Below are 17737 nucleotides of genomic sequence, written 5' to 3'. Positions count from 1 at the left end.
TTTTTATAGATTTCTATTTATCGTTTTCGATTAACTGTGTTAATTCTATAAATTGCTGAACATTTAATTGTTCTGGTCGTTTGCCAAATATAGCATCTTCTCTTAAACTATCGCTTAGATTGAATGTTTTTAAACTGTTACGAATTGTTTTTCTTCGTTGTTGAAAAGCTGCTTTAACTACTTTAAAAAATAGTTTTTCGTCGCAGGGTAAACTGTAGTTCTCTTTTCTAATAAGACGTAGCACTCCAGAATCTACCCTTGGAGGTGGATTAAATACATTTGGAGGTACTGTAAATAGGTATTCTGCATTGTAAAATGCTTGGGTAAGTACAGATAAAATACCGTAAATTTTACTGCCTTCTTTAGAGCAAATACGCTTGGCTACTTCTTTTTGAAACATACCCGAAAATTCTGGAATTTGATCGCGCATTTCTAAAGTTTTAAAAACAATTTGGGTAGATATGTTGTATGGAAAGTTACCTATTATTGCAAAAGAATCGCCTTTAAATACCTCGTTTAAATCGTATTTTAAAAAATCTTTTTCTATTATTCTTGGGGCCAAATTTAGGTAGTTGGCTTGTAAATACTCTACCGATTCGGTATCTATTTCTATAACGTGTGTTGTTATATCTTTTTTTAGCAAGTATTTTGTTAATACTCCCATTCCTGGGCCAATTTCTAAAACATGCTTGTAGTTTTTTAAAGTTAAAGCATCTGCAATGTCTTGCGCAATACTTTCATCTTTTAAAAAATGTTGTCCTAAAAATTTCTTAGCCTTGACTTGATGTTGGTTCGAATTGTTTTCCACGATTTATTGGGAGTTTAAGGTACTGCGAAGATATAAAACTTAAACGCGATTTGTGTGGTTTATTCTTTTTTTGACATTAAGTACTGCTGCGTTTAAAAAAACGTAGCAGTACTTAATGTTATGGTAAACTTATAAATTATTTAAAATTTACGGTGTACTCGTCTACAATTTGAAGTTCTGTTCTAAAAGACAGCATTTTATCTGCAAACTTTTTTAATCCTTCTGCTCTTAATTTATCGGCATCGTCTCTGTAATAAGCGTCTAATGCTTCACGAGAATACGATCTGTATTGTACCGAGTATGTTACACCTCCCATATCTTCTTCTACCAGTACTCTAGACAGTGTAGCTTTTTCAAACTTTCCTGTTGCTAATACTTGTGGTATATGCTCTTTTATCCAGGTTAACCATTCGTCGTGAATAGATTCTTCTATGTTTGCTGTTACGTTGTATATGTACATTTTGTTACTTGTTACTATTTTTTTGCAAGATTAGTTAATTTATAGCATCTCCACGTAAGGCTCTGTATTTTTTTCTAGCTTCTACAAAATAAATACTATCTGCATGGTTAAAAATAATTTGTTCGTATAGCGCCTTTGCCTTTTTGGGCTGGTTTAATTGTTTTTGGTAAATATTAGCTAAAGCAAAGTAGGCATCGTCTGCCAAGATACCATCTCTATAATTTTCTATGATTGCTTCGTAATTTGTTTTTGCTTTTTCGAATTGAGATTTGCTTTCAAATAACTGGGCTTGTTTAAGTAAAGCTTGCGCTATTATAGGTTCTGTTTTATGGTTTTTTAAAATTGTATTTAATATGGTTATAGCGCTGTCGGTTTTATTTTGAAAGGTTAACAAATCTGCTTTTGCATACAGTTTTAAAGCGGTTTGCAGGCTGTCTTCGTATTTGTTGTCTGTAATAAGAAGTTTTAAGTCTAAGGCATCGTTAGCCATTAATTGAGATGTTGATGCTTTTAATATTTTAAGCTGAGATTCGGCCCATTTAAAATCACCTTTGTAATAACTTGCTTTTGCTACTTTAAACCTTGCTTTTTGCGATATAGTACTGTTTTTTACGTTGCGTTGTATTTGGGTATAATAAATAAGCGCTTGATTAAATTTTTCTTGTAATACTAAAATATCTCCTAATTCTAGTTTAACCTCGGCAAGTTGTAATTTTGTTAAGGGTAGTTCTATTGTTTTTTCTAGAAAAGAAGTTGCTTTTGCTGTCTCGTTTTTATAAAAAGCTAAGAAATGAGCGTAGGCTATTTGCAATTTAAATGTTTGAGAAAACAAACCAAATTTTTTGAATAACTCGTTGTAGGTTGCTTCAATAGTTTTATAGTGTTCTGGTAATGCTATATTTGTTTCTAGCTGAAGTAGATTAAAATATGCATTTAATGTGGTGTCTTTATTTTGAGATGTATCTATAATATACTCCCAAATTTCTTTAGAAATGTCATTTTCATTTTCTTTTGAAGCAATAGATGCCAATTCTTGTATACGCAGTAAACTCTCTGGTTGCCTATTAAAAATAGCCTTTTCTTGTATAAATGCTTTTTTATAGTCTTTTTGCTGAATAAATAACCAACTTAATAAATCGTTCCATAAAACATTAGGTTCTTGCTGAAGCTTTCGTATTAATATTTTTCTGAAAATGGTATTATTTTCGTTTAAACTGTCTTCGCTTATAAAATCGTTTATGGCACGTTTAATACTGCTTAAATTATTTTTATTTAATTGAGCAAAATCGATATAACTCGTAAACATTTTTTCTATGTTACCTTGCTCGCCATAAATTTGGGCTAATTGCAGTGTAAAATCAAGTTTAGGGTTTAATGCCATGGCTTTTTCGTAAACCGTTATGGTTTCGTTTAAAAGAGAATGGTTTTGAAAGTTTCGTGCCATTGCAAAGGCATAATTTACATTATCGTCTAGGCTCGAAATAGCTTTGTTGTATTGTTGGTTAGCTTTTTCTAATTGGTTTTGTATTTGGTAGTTATAGCCTAGTTCTACAAGAAATGGTGGGTATTTTATACGTTCTAAAAGTTCTATCAAAAGTGTTTCTGCAGCATTGTATTGCTCTAGTTCTTGATATGTTTTTATTAATGGGTTTATGTAATTTGGGTTAGATGGCGATTGTTTGTATAGTTTTTTATATTCGTGTAGTGCTTTTTCGAACTCGCCTTTTTTAAAATAATCTTTGGCTAATATGTCATTTTGGGCCAAGGTATGGCCACTAATAAATAAACATAAAACAATTAATAATCTCATGTTGTAAAGATAACAAAAGCTATTTTGACAGATATAAAAAATGCCCGAATTATATTCGGGCACTAACCAACCAAAAAATGTCTACTAACAATTGTTTCGTTGTGCATTAACACAACAATTTATTGATCGGGGACAATTTTAATTTCTCCTCTTCATTTTATTTATTAATAATAGCAGCTGTCTTATTTTCTGATTTTGTTATTTCAAAATCCGAAGACAAAACCTTGCTAGCAAAAAAAACTAAAGATATAACTAGGACGATGCGAATAAAATTTTTCATGGTATAGTAGGTTTATTAAGTTTGGGTACTACTAACTTGATGAAAATCTTAGGTTTATCAAAAGATATTCAATAAAAATCGTTAAACAGCATGCGAAATGTGTATTTCGTCGATGGTTTTTGTTTTTTTGTAAAAATGTAGGTGTAATTTCTGTGTTAATCAATAATACTAAATCCTGTGTAAGATTGTAAAACTTCTGGAATAACAATACCTTTTTCTGTTTGGCAGTTTTCTAAAATACCAGCCAATACTCTTGGTAATGCTAAAGAGCTTCCGTTTAAAGTATGTGCCAACTCATTTTTACCATCAGCGTTTTTAAAACGTAATTTTAAACGGTTTGCTTGAAATGTTTCAAAATTAGAAACAGAAGATATCTCTAACCAGCGGTCTTGGGCTGTAGAGAATACTTCAAAATCGTAAGTTAAAGCAGATGTAAACCCTAAATCGCCACCACAAAGTCTAAGAATTCTGTATGGTAATTTTAATTCTTGTAAAATGCTTTTTACATGGTTTACCATACCATCTAAGGCTTCGTAAGATTTTGTTGGGTGCTCTACTCGTAAAATTTCAACTTTATCAAATTGGTGTAACCTATTTAAACCACGAACATGTGCACCGTAACTTCCTGCTTCTCTTCTAAAACAAGGTGTGTAGCCAGTAAGTGTTACAGGTAATTCGTTTTCGTTAAGTACAACATCTCTAAAAATGTTGGTTCCTGGTACCTCGGCAGTAGGAATTAAATATAAATTATCTCCAGTAACATGATACATTTGCCCTTCTTTATCTGGTAATTGGCCTGTGCCAAAACCAGAGGCTTCGTTTACCAAATGTGGTAATTGGTATTCTGTATACCCTGCAGCTGTATTTTTGTCTAAAAAGTAAGCTATTAATGCACGTTGTAATCTGGCACCTTTACCTTTGTAAACCGGAAATCCTGCGCCTGTAATTTTATTACCAAGCTCAAAATCTATAATGTCGTATTTTTTAGCTAATTCCCAGTGTGGTAAAGCACCATCGTGTAATACAGGAATGTTGCCTTCTCTAAAAGTTTCCTCGTTGTCTTCGTCTGTGTTACCAGAAGGCACAATGTCGTTAGGTACATTAGGTATTTTATATAGCAATTGGTTTAATTCGTCTACCTTAGCGTTTAAAGCTTCGTTAAGATTTTTAGAGGTCTCTTTTAACAGACTCGTTTTTTCTTTTAAAAGGTTTGCTTTTTGTGCTTCGCCAGATTTGTACAAGTTTCCTATTTCTTTAGATAGCGCGTTAGACTCTGCTAGTGTGTTATCTAATTCTGTTTGAATACGTTTTCTATCTTCATCAAAAGCAATAACGTTGTTTATCATGCTTGTAGCATCAACGTTTCTTTTTGCTAATCTATTAATAACTAATTCTTTGTTTTCTTTTATAAAAGGAACCTGTAACATGAGTGTAAAAATTTAAGTGTCAAATTTAATGAATTGAAAAGAATATTAGTCTTGTTTTGATGGTAAAATCCAATCGCTATGCTTAAAAGTTTGCCATTCAATATTTGCCAAGTCAGTCTTGGGGTTTATTAGTTGTTTGTATGGTTTTCCATTAACTTTAACTCGGCAATTAACAAACACAGATACGTCTTGTCCGTTGGTATTAAAAGACTGTTTTAAGTGTTGGGCAAATTGCCAAATAACATCTGGCTTTGTTGTTACTAATCGTTGTTGTTTTTTAGTAAGATAGTCAGACAATTTTATGTTAATTGTTTTCTCTGTCTTTTTATCAAAAACTTTAAATGTAGCTATGCCATGTTTTGCTCTAAGCATCATGCGCCACGATAGTCTATGGCCTTCTTCGGTCCATAATACATTATCTTTTATAAAATTATGGCGCAGTGGTAAACCTATTTGAATTAAAAAATAGATGCCAAAAAGAATTAAAAAAGGAGTTTTGTAGCTTGGTATTATTAACGCGTCTTCTTTATAAAATGGTTTTTGTTTTAAAAATAACTTGTGAATTACTTTAGGATCGAAAAAGAACAAAGCAAAAGCTAACGATAAATAAGGAAATATACCTACTTGAAAAATAAACGAATTAAATAGATGAAAGAAAATAGATAGTATAAAAGCAACTTTTCGAGTTGGTTTGTATAATAAAAGCGGAATAATTAAACCATCGAATAATATGCCTCCATATGCTAATATATAATGAAGTGTTTTATTTTGAAGTAATTCGCCAACAATAATATAGTGTTTTTTACCACGCATTAAAATCTCCATAACGGTTGTGTCTAACCAATCTGGATATATTTTTGCTACTGAAGCATATGTATAAACAATAAACATTTGAAGTATAAAAACACCTTTGCACCATTGTGGCATCGATATACTTTTAATATTTGGGTTAAGTTTAGCATCTATAGAAAAATACTTGTTTGCAGGTTGTAAAGCCATAATAGCACTTAATAAAATAAGTAAATAATAATGGTTGTTGTACGATGCTTTTTGCATAAAGTACGTGCCTGCCCAAAGCAAAGTAAAACCAATAATGCCTAGTCTGTATTTATACCCAAACATTACAAGCAAAGCAAATATGCCCATAATAAGATAATAAAAATACATGCCATTACCAGGTAAAGGTTGTAACCATTCTAAACCTATAAAATTAAAGGTAAATTTAGGAGATACTAATGTTGTGTTTACCCAACCTGTAAGTATAGCGCCAACAGATTCTAGAAAGCAGAGTAAGCCAAAAATGATGCGAAAAACAATTAATGAAGAATTGTCTGTGTGCTTAAACAGCCATTTAGTTATCATGGTTGTTAGTGTTTAAATAATGTAAAGCCATTTTTTTGTCTTTAGATAATTGTATTTTTAAGGCTTCAACAGATTCAAAGCGTTGTTCGTCTCTAATTCTATCAATTAAATCGATTTGGATTTTAGTATCATAAATATCTTCATCAAAATTAAAAAAATGAACTTCTATGGTTTCTTTATTACCATTAACTGTTGGGTTTACACCAATATTCATCATACCATAAATTAAATTATTATTAATGGTAGCACTTACGATGTACGAGCCTTGTTTGGGTATTAATTTATAATTTTCTTCTATAGCAATATTTGCAGTAGGAAATTTTATTTGTCTTCCTAGTTTTTTTCCTTTAACCACTGTGCCAGTAAGCATAAAGTTATAACCCAGAAATGCATTGGCTTTTTTAACGTCTCCATCGTTTAAAGCTTTACGTATTTTTGTAGAGCTTACAGCAACTTCGTTTATATCTTGCGCAGATATTTCTTCAACCTCAAAATTATATTTTTCGCCAAAGGCTTTTAAGTCGTCTATACTGGCATTTCTATTTCTGCCAAACCTATGGTCGTAACCTATAATTACCTTTTTAGCTTTAAGTTTGTCTACTAAAATTTGTTTTACAAAATCTTCGGCAGAAAGGCGCGAAAAATCTATGGAGAATTTTTTAATAAGTAAATAGTCTAAACCTAAGTTGTCTAGAATTTTACTGCGTTCGTCTATAGTATTTAGTAGCTTTATATTGGCATCTTTTTGTAATACCATTCTTGGGTGAGGAAAAAAAGTAAGAATAACCGATGCTAAATTATTTAGCAAACTAGTTTCTAACAATTTAGTTACTATTTTTTGATGACCAATATGTACACCGTCAAATGTTCCAATAGTTATTACAGCCTGTTTTTCAGGTTTATATGCTTCAATGTTTTTTACTGTACTCATAAAAATCTCAAAATTGCTATTTCAATTAAAAAAAGCTAGATTTGTCTAGATTGTTAATGAAATTGCCCCAAATATTTTATTATGAGAACAAAACTACATTATGTTTTATCAACCGCAATGCTTTTGGTTGTCTTTTCTAGTTTTGCGCAAAAATCTTCTTGGAAGCATCTCGATAATATTCAAAACTCTGATAAAATAGAGCAGCTACATCTCAACCGTAGTAAAACTCATTTTTACGAATTAGATACAGCAAATTTAACTAAAAATATACAAGCTGTTACTTCAAAAAGTATATCAAATAAAAATTCAACTATAGAAATCCCAAATTTAAATGGAGGTTTTGATGTTTTTTCTATTTACGAAACTTCTGTTTTTTCGCCTACGCTTTCGGCTAAATACCCGCAAATAAAGTCGTTTACAGGAATTAGTACAACAGGTAATGGTGCCTTATTAAAAATGAGTACATCTCCAAATGGTATTCAAACTATGGTGTCTTATCCAGATAGGCCAACCGCTTTTATGCAACAAGCCTCGAGAGGATCTAATCAATATATATTATATGATGATAAATCGAAAGAAGATGCTGTAAAAACTTTTGGTTGTAAGACATTTGAAGCTTTTAGTAAATCTCAAAGTAAGTCTAATAATGTAAAAATAAACGAAGGTGGAGCAAATAACCAAACGCTTCAAAAATTTAGATTGGCCATATCTGTTACAGGCGAATATACCGCTTATTATGGAGGTACTGTTGCTGGTGCTTTGGCAGGTATAAATGCTACTTTAACTCGGGTTAATGCCATTTTTGAAACCGATATGGCTATTACTTTCCAGCTTGTAGATGCTACAGAGTTAATTTATACTAATGCAGGAACAGATCCTTACTCTAGCGCTAGTAATCTTGAAAACTGGAATTCTGAATTACAAAATAATTTAACAGCCACAATAGGTAATGCAGCTTACGATATTGGTCATCTTTTTGGGGCTAGTGGTGGCGGTGGCGATGCTGGTTGTATAGGTTGTGTTTGTACAGACGATATAAAAGGAAGCGGTTATACATCGCCAGATAATGATATTCCTGAAGGTGATGCCTTCGATATAAATTATGTTGTACACGAAATAGGTCATCAAATGGGGGCAAACCATACATGGTCTTACAGTTCTGAAGGTACAAATGTACAGTCTGAACCAGGAAGTGGTAGTACCATAATGGCATACGCAGGAGTTACAGATCAAGACGATGTGCAATTAAATAGCGATTCTTATTTTCATTACCATAGTATTAAGCAAATACTAGATAATGTTAATACTAAAACATGCCAAACAATAACACCAATAGCTAATGCAGCTCCAGTTGCAAACGCAGGTGGAGATTTTACAATTCCGTTAGGTACACCATATGTGTTAAAAGGAAGCGCAACAGACAATAATACGAGCGACGTTTTAACCTATTGTTGGGAGCAAATAGATAGTGGTATTGTAAATAGTGCCAATTTTAGTGCAACTCGAGCATCAGGATCTTTAAACAGGTCGTTGCCTCCATCAATATCTCCTGATAGATTTATACCAAATATAAAAAATGTTATAAACGGACAATTAACAGAGTCTAACCCTGGGGTTGGAAGTTCTTGGGAATCTGTGTCTACTATATCAAGATCGCTTAATTGGGCGCTTACAGTAAGAGATAGAAACCCCGAAAACGATACGAGTAATAGCCAAACAAGTTTTGATACTATGGCAATAACTGTAGATAACACATCTGGACCATTTGTTGTAACCTCGCAAAATACTGCCAATATAGATTGGAAACCTGGAAATTCTGAAACTATTTTATGGGATGTTGCCAATACTAATTCGGCTCCTGTAAATACATCGTTTGTTAATATATTATTATCTACTGATGGCGGATTAACTTTTGATACCGTTTTACTCGAAAATACTCCAAATGATGGCTCTCAAGATATTACAGTGCCTTTTATTTCTGAACCCTTTTGTAGAATAAAAATAGAGGCTGTAGATAATATTTATTATGCCATTAACAGCGAAAATTTTGCTATAAACTATACTGTTAATACTATTTGTTCTTCAAATTTCTCGTCTGCTACAAATCTTAATTTAGCGGTTACAGATGGAACTGAAACTACTCACACCATTAGCGTACCAGATAGTGGTGTTTTAAGCGAAGTTAAAGTGAATATTGATATGCAACACAGTTACATAGACGATTTAGTTATTAAAATTACGCACCCTAATGGTAGTACATCGTCTAGGCTTTGGAATAGAAATTGTTTTGACGAATCGAATATTATAGTATCTTTTGAAGATTGGGCTAACAATATTAATTGTAACGCAACGGGAGCTGGAAGTATTTATGCTCCTGCAGAATCGCTAGATGTTTTTAGTGGTTTAGACATGGCAGGAGATTGGCAAATATCTTTAACAGATTTAGCAACAGGAGACGATGGTGTTTTAAATTCTTGGTCTTTAGATTTCTGCACACAAACAGCAGAGATTACAAATATTGATATAGAAGAGCCTACCGAAGAGGTTATTGGAGTTAAAGTATACCCAAACCCAAATGAAGGAAGCTTTTTTGTTGCTTTTACGTCAGAGTCTAATTTACCTATACAAATTATAATGAGTGATGTAAGAGGTAGTATTATATTTAATAAAACATACTCTGAGATAGAAAACTTTAAACAAGAAATAAAACTTAATAATACCTTTTCTGGTATGTATGTTTTAACAATTACTGATGGTTTTATTTATACTAAGAAAAAAGTAATAATTAACTAAACTTTTTACTTACCATTAAAAGTGTTCATGGTGTTGTTAATGCCAGCTAATCCAAAAGATTTTATAATTTTTACACTTTGATCTAGCCTTTCTTTAAGTAGGCTGTTTTCTTCTTGAGTCCATTCGCCTAATACGTAATCTACTTGTCTGCCTTTAGTAAATGCATCGCTTATTCCAAATCTAAATCTATTGTATTTGTTGGTGTTAAGTTTAACTTGAATGTCTTTTAAACCATTATGTCCACCATCACTTCCTTTTGTTTTTACACGTATGCTTCCAAAGGGTAAGTTTAAGTCGTCTGTAATTACAAGTAGGTTTTCTAACGAAATTTTTTCTTTAGTTAACCAATATAATACTGCCTTGCCACTTAAATTCATATAGGTATTTGGTTTAAGTAAAATAAAGGATCTTCCTTTTAGTTTGTATGTTGCAATGTCTCCTAGTTTTTGAGTTTCGAAGTTTAGGTTTTCTTGTTTTGCTAACTCATCTAAAACTTTAAATCCAATATTATGACGTGTTTCCGCATATTCTGCTCCTAAATTACCTAGACCTACTATTAAAAATTTTTTCATTATATCTTGTTCTTCTTCTTTATGATTTTGCTTTTTAAATAACTTTAAAACGAATTGCCAAATCATAGATTTATTTTTAGGTTGTCTTAATTTATTAACCAACTTGCTCACCCCTTTTTTTGGGAAACGCTAAAAAAGTAGTTGTTTATTTTGTAAAAATAAAAAAGCATCTCGAATTAATCGAGATGCTTTTAATATTTAGTTTAATGCTAAATTTATTCTTGAGCTGCTTCTGCTGGAGCTGCTTCTGCACCTTCTGCATCATCTTCTTCATCATCATCAGCAACTGCTGTTCTAGAAGTTCTTACTTGAACTACAACAGAGTTTTCTGGGTGAGCAATACTGTATTTGTCGTTAGCTAATTCTCCTACTGTAATTTTATCACCAATTTTTAATGGAGTAATATCTATTTCTATAAAATCTGGTAAGTTAGCAGGAAGTGCTTTAATACGTAATTTTCTGTATGGTCTTCTTAAAACACCACCATTTTTAACACCTCTAGAGTTTCCTATTAAGTTAACAGGAATGTTTAAAGAAATTTCTTTGTCTTCAAATAACTGATAGAAATCTACGTGTAAAATTCTGTCTGTTACTGGGTGAAATTGGATGTCTTGTAATACAGCATTAAAAGTATCTCCATTTTCTAAGTTAATTACAACTGTATGCGCATTTGGCGTGTATACTAGTTTAGAGAATGCTAATTCTTTTGCTGAGAAATGAACTGGCTTATCTCCTCCGTATAATACGCAAGGAACCTGACCAGCATTACGTAAGGCTTTTGTTGCTTTTTTGCCTACGCTTTCTCTTTGAGATCCGTCGATTGTAATTGATTTCATCTTTGTTTATATATAAATTAAATTAATATTCTTTTTTCGCCTTGCTTATTAATTTTGTTTCGTTTTATTGAAATATAAATTTATAGTTTAGCGTTTGTTTACATAACAAATTTCGAACTTATCGATTGGTTGTTATGTACTTTTTCCATGATGTCTGCAAAAAGGTTAGCACATGTAAGTACTTTAACTTTATCGCTTAAAGGTTTTACTGGAATAGAATCTGTAACAATTAATTCTTCTAATTTAGAGTTATTAATGTTGTCGTATGCTTTGCCAGATAAAACAGGGTGTGTACAAATAGCTCTAACACTAAGTGCACCACGCTCCATCATTAAATCGGCTGCTTTTGTTAAGGTTCCAGCAGTATCAACCATATCGTCTACCAAAACAACGTTTTTACCTTCTACATTGCCAATAAGCTCCATATGCGAAATAACATTAGCTTTAGCACGTTGCTTATAACAAATTACAACGTCGCTTTTTAATGCTTTAGAGTATGCATAAGCTCTTTTAGAACCACCCATATCTGGAGATGCAATGGTTAGGTTAGGCAAGTTTAAACTTTTTAAATAAGGTAAAAAGATAATAGAACCATATAAGTGATCTACAGGTTTTTCGAAAAAGCCTTGAATTTGATCTGCGTGCAAATCCATTGTTATAATTCTAGTAGCTCCTGCTGTTTCTAGCATTTTAGCAACTAGCTTTGCAGCAATAGGCACTCTTGGTTTGTCTTTTCTGTCTTGTCTTGCCCACCCAAAATAAGGTAAAACAGCTGTAATGTGTCTTGCAGATGCACGCTTGGCAGCATCTATCATTAACAGCATTTCCATTAAATTTTGAGGGCCAGGGTTAGTAGATCCAATAATAAAAATTCTGGTTCCACGAATTGACTCTTCGTAAGATGGTTGAAACTCACCATCGCTATAAGTTGAGGTAATTACATTTCCTAACTTTGTTCCAAATGCTTTGGCAATATTTTCTCCTAGGACTGTACTTTGAGTACATGCAAAAATTTTAGCTTCAGGAATTACGATTGGCATAGTTAATGTGTTGTTTTATAGCACTAAACAGTGCCTTATTTTAAACGAGGTGCAAATTTATGCATTTATTTTAATCTAAAAAGTATATTGGCGAGTATTTTTATGTTTAATTTCGAAAAAATATATATTTTTGCTGCCCAGTAAATGCTCAAGTGGTGGAATTGGTAGACACGTCGGATTCAAAATCCGATTCTTCGGAGTGTGGGTTCGATTCCCACCTTGAGTACTTAAATCCACAATGCGGTTAATATTTAATTGTATTGTGGATTTTTTACATTTAAACCTTTCTATTATACGCTTCTCATTAAAAAAAACGCTTATTTTCCTGCTATAATTTTAAGCTATTTAAGTAATTATAAATTATATTTGGTTCTTTGTTTTTCATCTTTTAAATGGAGAAAGACATAAAAAAAACTTACAATTACATTCAATTAAAACTTAACTAAGAATTTTACAGTTCTTAAAAATCAACAATTAAACAACTAAAACATGAAAAACATCAAGCATTTCATTTTACTAGCACTTGTACTCGTTATTAGTGTAAATTGTAAAGAAAAACCAAAGGCTGTAGAGCCGGTTAAGGAAGAAAGCCAAACTAAACCTAATATTGTAGTTATTTATGTAGACGATTTAGGTTATGGCGATGTTGGCTTTAATGGTGCTACAGAAATTAAAACACCAAATTTAGATAAACTAGCCAATAATGGGGTTCGTTTTACAAACGGTTTTGCATCGTCTGCAACTTGTACGCCAAGTAGATATGCATTACTTACAGGTGTTTATCCCTGGAGAAATAAAAACGCTAAAATTTTACCAGGAACAGCGCCTTTAATTATTTCGACAGAACAAATGACTATACCTAAAATGTTAAAAACTAAAGGGTATCATACAGGAATTGTAGGTAAATGGCACCTTGGTTTAGGTACCGGAATTGTAAACTGGAACGAACATGTTAGCCCAGGACCAAACGAAGTTGGTTTCGATTATTCTTATATCATGGCAGCAACTCAAGATAGAGTACCAACAGTATATATAGAAAATGGAGACGTTGTAGGTTTAGACCCTAACGACCCAATAGAGGTTAATTACAAAGAGAATTTTGCAGGTCAGCCAACAGGAAAAGATAATCCAGAGTTAACTAAAATGAAATGGCACCACGGACATAACAATACTATTGTAAACGAAATACCTCGTATTGGTTACATGAAAGGTGGCGAAAAAGCAAAATGGAAAGATGAAGACATGGCAGATCACTTTTTAAAAGGCGCTCAAAACTATGTAAAGAAACATAAAGACGAACCATTCTTTCTTTATTATGCTATGCAACAACCACATGTACCTAGAACACCACACCCAAGATTTGTTGGGTCTTCTGGTTTAGGGGCAAGAGGCGATGTTATTGTTGAAGCCGATTGGTGTATTGGTGAGTTTGTAAAAACATTAGAAGCAGAAGGTTTATTAGAAAATACGTTAATTGTATTTACAAGTGATAATGGCCCAGTTTTAAATGATGGTTATTTTGATGAGTCTGATACAAGAATAGGTAAGCATACACCAGCAGGTAAATTAAGAGGTGGTAAATATAGTTTGTTTGAAGCAGGAACGCGTATGCCTTTCTTTACATATTGGAAAGGTACAATTAAACCATCTGTGTCTGATGCGTTGGTATGTCAATTAGATTTATTATCATCTTTATCTAAATTAGTTGGTAGCGATATTAAGGTAGAAGATAGTAAGGAATTGTTAGATGTTTTCTTAGGAAAATCTAATAAAGGCAGAGAAAGTTTAGTTATAGAGGCTACTTCTAGAACTGCTTATAAAGAAGGAGATTGGGTAATGATTCCGCCTTACCAAGGCCCTGCAGTTTTAAAAGATGTGCAAATCGAGATAGGAAATGCCAAAAATTTTCAACTGTATAATTTAAAGGAAGACATATCTCAGCAAAATAATTTAGCCGAGACTAATAAAGAAAAACTTCAAGATATGCTTACAAAGTTTGAAGCTATTCGAGGAGAAGGTTATAAAAAAATAGCTAAAATAGAGTTGAAATAAATTTAGTTTTAGTTTATAAAAAAAAAATCGGGTATACTTTAAAGTATACCCGATTTTTTTTATAAAATAGTTTAGATTTTATGTTTTAATAGAGTTAAGATTTTAGCTTAATGTATTTGTTTTTGTATTCGCTAGCCGATATTTTTTTTAATTTTTTAAATATTCTATTAAAACTAGAAAAGGAGTTAAAGCCTGTGTCGTAACATATTTGCGATATGCTTTTTTCGCCATTAATTAGCATTTGGCATGCTTTGTTAACTCTAAACTCTCTTATAAACTGAAACGGTGTTTTTCCTGTTCTGCTTTTAAAATAACGACAAAAAGAGTTTGTTGTCATGTGCGCTATTTTGGCTAAATCTTCTAGCGAGATGTCTTTTACATAGTTTTCGCCAATGTAATTAATAACTTTTTGTATTCTGTCTTCGCCTTTGCTAGATGTTTTTAGCTCAAAACCTTCGCTAGATAAGTATTTGTATTTTTTTTCTTCGGATAGTATTTTAAAAATAGTTGTAAAAAGAATTATTTTTTCGGCGCCTTCACTTTTAGAGAACTTTATAAGTTTCTTTTTTAATCGTTTTCCGGTTTTTTTAGAAAAAAGAATACCTCGCTTAGAATTTTGAATAAACTCATTAATTTTTGAAAATTCGGGAAGCGAAAAAAACGACTGGTTTTCAAATAAATCTTTAAACTTTATAACTATAAAATCGGCTGCCGATCCTTTTTCTTTTAACTCATTTTTAAATAAGTGTGGTAAGCCTCCTCCTATCATTACCAATTCATGGTCTTTAAAATGGTCCATGTTATCTCCAACTATTCTTACACCTTCTCCTTTAATAGTAAACATAAGTTCGTGCTCTTCGTGATAATGCCAATTATCGCCAAAGTATGGTACTTTTTTACGTTTAATATAAAACGATTCAGATTCAGATTTTTCTAATGGGAGATATTTAAGTTCCAAAGTTTAATTTAGTTTTACCGTAGGTTTACATTATAAAGTTACCATTTTAAATAGCTATAGCGTAACAATTATAACCATTTTTTTTCTAACGAAATAAAAGAGTTTTATCAAAATCGTTAACAAATTTATAAATGCTATATTTATTCCGTTTAAATTACCTTTTAATTGGTATACAAATTAATTTAAAATAAAACCCATTATGTCAAAACCCTTAACTTTTAAGTTTAAAACAAAATATCAACCTACTTCAATTTTAGCTTTAATAATTATACTTTGTGTATGGAGTTGTAAATTTGATAAAAAAGCAGAAAATAAGTTTGTAGAAAAAGAAGATTGGATTGCTCTTTTTAACGGAAAAGATTTAACAGGTTGGGATATTAAAATAACTGGGTTAGATATAAATGATAATTATAAAGAAACCTTTGTTGTGGAAGATAGCATGCTAAGAATAACTTATGATAATTATGAGAATTTTGAAGATAAGTTTGGTCACCTTTATTATAAAACACCATTTTCGTATTACAAACTTAGTTTTGATTATAGGTTTACAGGAAATCAAATACCAGGCGGTTCGCACTGGAATGTAAGAAACAGTGGTGTAATGTTACATTCACAATCTGCAGCAAGTAACGAGTATAATCAAAATTTTCCAGTATCTGTAGAGTTTCAACTTTTAGGAGGTTTAAATGATAATAAAGAGCGTACAACAGCAAATGTTTGTACACCAGGTACAGCGGTTGTTATGGGAGATACTTTAAACTATAAACACTGTATTTCGTCAAATTCTAAAACTTATTTTGGCGATCAGTGGGTGCATGCTGAAGCTATTGTTATGGGTGGAGAATCTATGACGTTTATAGTAGAAAAAGATACGGTTCTTAGTTTTAAACTACCTCAAGTTGGAGCAACAGAACCTAATAAGCAATATAAAGGCGAAAATTGGGATAAATGGGGAATGCCAAAAACAAAAGAGGCGTGGAGCAAAAAAGCTGGAGAGGTTATTACAGAGGGCTACATTGCGTTACAAGCAGAAAGTCACCCTATAGATTTTAAGAATATAAATCTTTTAGATCTTTGTGGTTGTATGGATAAAAAAGCCAAAAACTACAAGTCTTATTATGTAAAGAATAAGCCAGAAACTTGTATATATTAAAATTAATTACTTAAAATAAAAAAGAGATAAGTTACATGCTGTTAACTTATCTCTTTTTTATTTTGCCTTTTTTTTTGTTAAAAGTTCTTTGGCGTAATTTACTTTAACATATCTGGTGTAGCAACGGTTCTAAATCCAACATGCTCAGACGATGAATCTTTGCTAGAGCCCATTCTAGAAGATACTCTATAACTAGCGCAATAACTATCGCTACATAAAAACGAACCGCCTTTAATTATAATTTCTTCTAAATAGGGGTTGTTAGGGTTATAAGCCACTTTTGCTCCTGTAGGGTTAATGGTTGGTTTGCCAGAAGCAGCTAATTCTTCATAATATTTTAAATTGTATAAATCGCTAGTAATTTCCCAAACATTACCAGCCATTTCGTACAGTCCAAAACTATTTTGAGGGTATGTTTTAACAGGTGCGCTTCTTTCAAAACCATCTTCTACGGTATTGTTAACAGGAAATTCTCCTTCCCAACTATTTACATTTTTAGATAATTCTGTAATGTCGTCTCCCCATGAGTAAATAGTGTTTTTACTTGTGCCTCTAGAAGCGTATTCCCATTCAGCTTCTGTAGGCAAACGTCTTCCTGCCCATTCGCAATATGCTTGAGCGTCTTGGTAAGATACGTGTACAACAGGATAGTTATCTTTACCTTCTATGTTTGTGTTTGGGCCACTAGGGTGTCTCCAATTTACACCAATAGACCATTCCCACCATTGCGAAAAATCGTATAAGTTAGGTAGCGAAGATTTTGTTTTTTTAAATAATAAAGATCCTGGTTGTAAAATAGAGTCGTGGGGTTTTGGAGTCCCTTCTGGAAGTTGTTTTTTCATTTCTTCCCAATTTATAGGGCGCTCGGCTATAGTTATGTAACCTGTTTCTTCTGTAAATTTTTTAAACTGAGCGTTAGTAACCTCGGTAATGTCCATAAAAAAGCCATTTACACTTACAGGGTGTTGTGGCTTTTCGTGCGCCATAGCAGTTTTATCTTGAGGCACAGCACCTTGCTGAAAAGACCCAGCAGGAATCCAAATCATGCCATCTGGCGCTTTCATTTTGGTGTTTTTATCTTGGTTTACAGTGTTTATTTCTGTTTTAGTTTCTGTTGTTGTTTTTTCTATGGTTTTAGATGTTTCGTTTTTACAACCTGTAAAAGTTAAAAGCCCAACACACGAAGCTATTAGTAATATGTTATGTTTCATTTAATATAGTTTGTTAGCAAATGTATTTATAATTTTTTGTAATC

Annotated in this window: 14 protein-coding genes and 1 tRNA gene; 4 read left to right on the top strand and 11 right to left on the bottom strand. The window is 32.1% G+C overall.

Annotation, left to right across the window (positions count from 1 at the left end):
* Positions 1 to 13: 13 nt before the first annotated feature.
* The 6 genes from rsmA to ABD715_RS04900 all read right to left on the bottom strand — a co-directional run bounded on the left by rsmA (position 14) and on the right by ABD715_RS04900 (position 7078).
* Entirely contained in the window at positions 14 to 808 is a 795-nt protein-coding gene (gene rsmA / locus ABD715_RS04925; RefSeq protein WP_344786991.1) for a 16S rRNA (adenine(1518)-N(6)/adenine(1519)-N(6))-dimethyltransferase RsmA, read from the bottom strand.
* Between the two features lie 136 nt (positions 809 to 944).
* Positions 945 to 1268 carry a DUF4286 family protein gene (locus ABD715_RS04920; RefSeq protein ID WP_344786990.1) on the bottom strand — a complete coding sequence of 108 codons (324 nt, stop codon included), beginning with the start codon at positions 1266 to 1268 and terminating at the stop codon, positions 945 to 947.
* 34 nt (positions 1269 to 1302) lie between these two features.
* Positions 1303 to 3078, bottom strand: coding sequence for a tetratricopeptide repeat protein (locus ABD715_RS04915; RefSeq protein WP_344786989.1), 1776 nt, complete (start codon positions 3076 to 3078; stop codon positions 1303 to 1305).
* Between the two features lie 435 nt (positions 3079 to 3513).
* Complete coding sequence (serS, locus tag ABD715_RS04910; RefSeq protein WP_344786988.1) at positions 3514 to 4785, bottom strand: serine--tRNA ligase; 1272 nt, start codon at positions 4783 to 4785, stop codon at positions 3514 to 3516.
* A gap of 45 nt (positions 4786 to 4830) precedes the next feature.
* Positions 4831 to 6147 carry an HTTM domain-containing protein gene (locus ABD715_RS04905; protein WP_344786987.1) on the bottom strand — a complete coding sequence of 439 codons (1317 nt, stop codon included), beginning with the start codon at positions 6145 to 6147 and terminating at the stop codon, positions 4831 to 4833.
* On the bottom strand, positions 6137 to 7078 hold the full coding sequence (locus ABD715_RS04900) for a bifunctional riboflavin kinase/FAD synthetase (protein ID WP_344786986.1): 942 nt from the start codon (positions 7076 to 7078) through the stop codon (positions 6137 to 6139). The genes ABD715_RS04905 and ABD715_RS04900 overlap by 11 nt, the downstream gene beginning before the upstream one ends.
* Before the next feature lie 81 nt (positions 7079 to 7159).
* Here ABD715_RS04900 and ABD715_RS04895 point away from each other — a divergent pair, with 81 nt between their 5' ends.
* Positions 7160 to 9871, top strand: coding sequence for a reprolysin-like metallopeptidase (locus ABD715_RS04895; protein WP_344786985.1), 2712 nt, complete (start codon positions 7160 to 7162; stop codon positions 9869 to 9871).
* Between the two features lie 5 nt (positions 9872 to 9876).
* Here the strand turns inward: ABD715_RS04895 and pth are convergent, their stop codons facing one another.
* From pth to ABD715_RS04880, 3 genes are all read right to left on the bottom strand, one after another.
* Positions 9877 to 10509 (bottom strand): aminoacyl-tRNA hydrolase, encoded by a 633-nt coding sequence (gene pth / locus ABD715_RS04890; RefSeq protein ID WP_344786984.1) that lies wholly within the window; start codon positions 10507 to 10509, stop codon positions 9877 to 9879.
* A 149-nt stretch (positions 10510 to 10658) separates the two neighbouring features.
* Entirely contained in the window at positions 10659 to 11279 is a 621-nt protein-coding gene (locus ABD715_RS04885) for a 50S ribosomal protein L25/general stress protein Ctc (protein ID WP_344786983.1), read from the bottom strand.
* 98 nt (positions 11280 to 11377) lie between these two features.
* Positions 11378 to 12319: a ribose-phosphate pyrophosphokinase gene (locus ABD715_RS04880; RefSeq protein ID WP_344786981.1), complete on the bottom strand. Its 942-nt coding sequence runs from the start codon at positions 12317 to 12319 to the stop codon at positions 11378 to 11380.
* Positions 12320 to 12465: 146 nt separating this feature from the next.
* On the opposite strand from ABD715_RS04880, the gene ABD715_RS04875 reads away from it, so the two are divergent.
* Positions 12466 to 12545, top strand: a tRNA-Leu gene (locus ABD715_RS04875).
* A 263-nt stretch (positions 12546 to 12808) separates the two neighbouring features.
* Positions 12809 to 14371 carry a sulfatase family protein gene (locus ABD715_RS04870; RefSeq protein WP_344786980.1) on the top strand — a complete coding sequence of 521 codons (1563 nt, stop codon included), beginning with the start codon at positions 12809 to 12811 and terminating at the stop codon, positions 14369 to 14371.
* A gap of 94 nt (positions 14372 to 14465) precedes the next feature.
* Here ABD715_RS04870 and ABD715_RS04865 read toward each other — a convergent pair whose 3' ends face one another.
* A complete protein-coding gene (locus ABD715_RS04865; protein ID WP_344786979.1) occupies positions 14466 to 15329 on the bottom strand; it encodes an AraC family transcriptional regulator in 864 nt (287 codons plus the stop codon).
* Positions 15330 to 15528: 199 nt separating this feature from the next.
* On the opposite strand from ABD715_RS04865, the gene ABD715_RS04860 reads away from it, so the two are divergent.
* Complete coding sequence (locus ABD715_RS04860; protein WP_344786978.1) at positions 15529 to 16482, top strand: 3-keto-disaccharide hydrolase; 954 nt, start codon at positions 15529 to 15531, stop codon at positions 16480 to 16482.
* Between the two features lie 98 nt (positions 16483 to 16580).
* Here ABD715_RS04860 and ABD715_RS04855 read toward each other — a convergent pair whose 3' ends face one another.
* Positions 16581 to 17693, bottom strand: a complete 1113-nt coding sequence (locus ABD715_RS04855; RefSeq protein ID WP_344786977.1) for a formylglycine-generating enzyme family protein — start codon at positions 17691 to 17693, stop codon at positions 16581 to 16583.
* Positions 17694 to 17737 lie beyond the last annotated feature (44 nt).

Source organism: Postechiella marina (genome assembly GCF_039538365.1).
Classification (GTDB): domain Bacteria; phylum Bacteroidota; class Bacteroidia; order Flavobacteriales; family Flavobacteriaceae; genus Postechiella; species Postechiella marina.
Note: the sequence above shows the minus strand (reverse complement) of the source record. Positions and strands in the feature narration are given on the sequence as shown.

What these genes read in the sequence shown, in the direction of transcription:
- ABD715_RS04860 (WP_344786978.1), top strand. Translation starts at nt 15,529, where the DNA reads ATGTCAAAACCCTTAACTTTTAAGTTTAAAACAAAATATCAACCTACT.
- serS (WP_344786988.1), bottom strand. Translation starts at nt 4,785, where the DNA reads ATGTTACAGGTTCCTTTTATAAAAGAAAACAAAGAATTAGTTATTAAT.
- ABD715_RS04895 (WP_344786985.1), top strand. Translation starts at nt 7,160, where the DNA reads ATGAGAACAAAACTACATTATGTTTTATCAACCGCAATGCTTTTGGTT.
- ABD715_RS04920 (WP_344786990.1), bottom strand. Translation starts at nt 1,268, where the DNA reads ATGTACATATACAACGTAACAGCAAACATAGAAGAATCTATTCACGAC.
- ABD715_RS04870 (WP_344786980.1), top strand. Translation starts at nt 12,809, where the DNA reads ATGAAAAACATCAAGCATTTCATTTTACTAGCACTTGTACTCGTTATT.
- ABD715_RS04900 (WP_344786986.1), bottom strand. Translation starts at nt 7,078, where the DNA reads ATGAGTACAGTAAAAAACATTGAAGCATATAAACCTGAAAAACAGGCT.
- ABD715_RS04915 (WP_344786989.1), bottom strand. Translation starts at nt 3,078, where the DNA reads ATGAGATTATTAATTGTTTTATGTTTATTTATTAGTGGCCATACCTTG.
- ABD715_RS04855 (WP_344786977.1), bottom strand. Translation starts at nt 17,693, where the DNA reads ATGAAACATAACATATTACTAATAGCTTCGTGTGTTGGGCTTTTAACT.
- pth (WP_344786984.1), bottom strand. Translation starts at nt 10,509, where the DNA reads ATGATTTGGCAATTCGTTTTAAAGTTATTTAAAAAGCAAAATCATAAA.
- ABD715_RS04905 (WP_344786987.1), bottom strand. Translation starts at nt 6,147, where the DNA reads ATGATAACTAAATGGCTGTTTAAGCACACAGACAATTCTTCATTAATT.
- ABD715_RS04880 (WP_344786981.1), bottom strand. Translation starts at nt 12,319, where the DNA reads ATGCCAATCGTAATTCCTGAAGCTAAAATTTTTGCATGTACTCAAAGT.
- ABD715_RS04885 (WP_344786983.1), bottom strand. Translation starts at nt 11,279, where the DNA reads ATGAAATCAATTACAATCGACGGATCTCAAAGAGAAAGCGTAGGCAAA.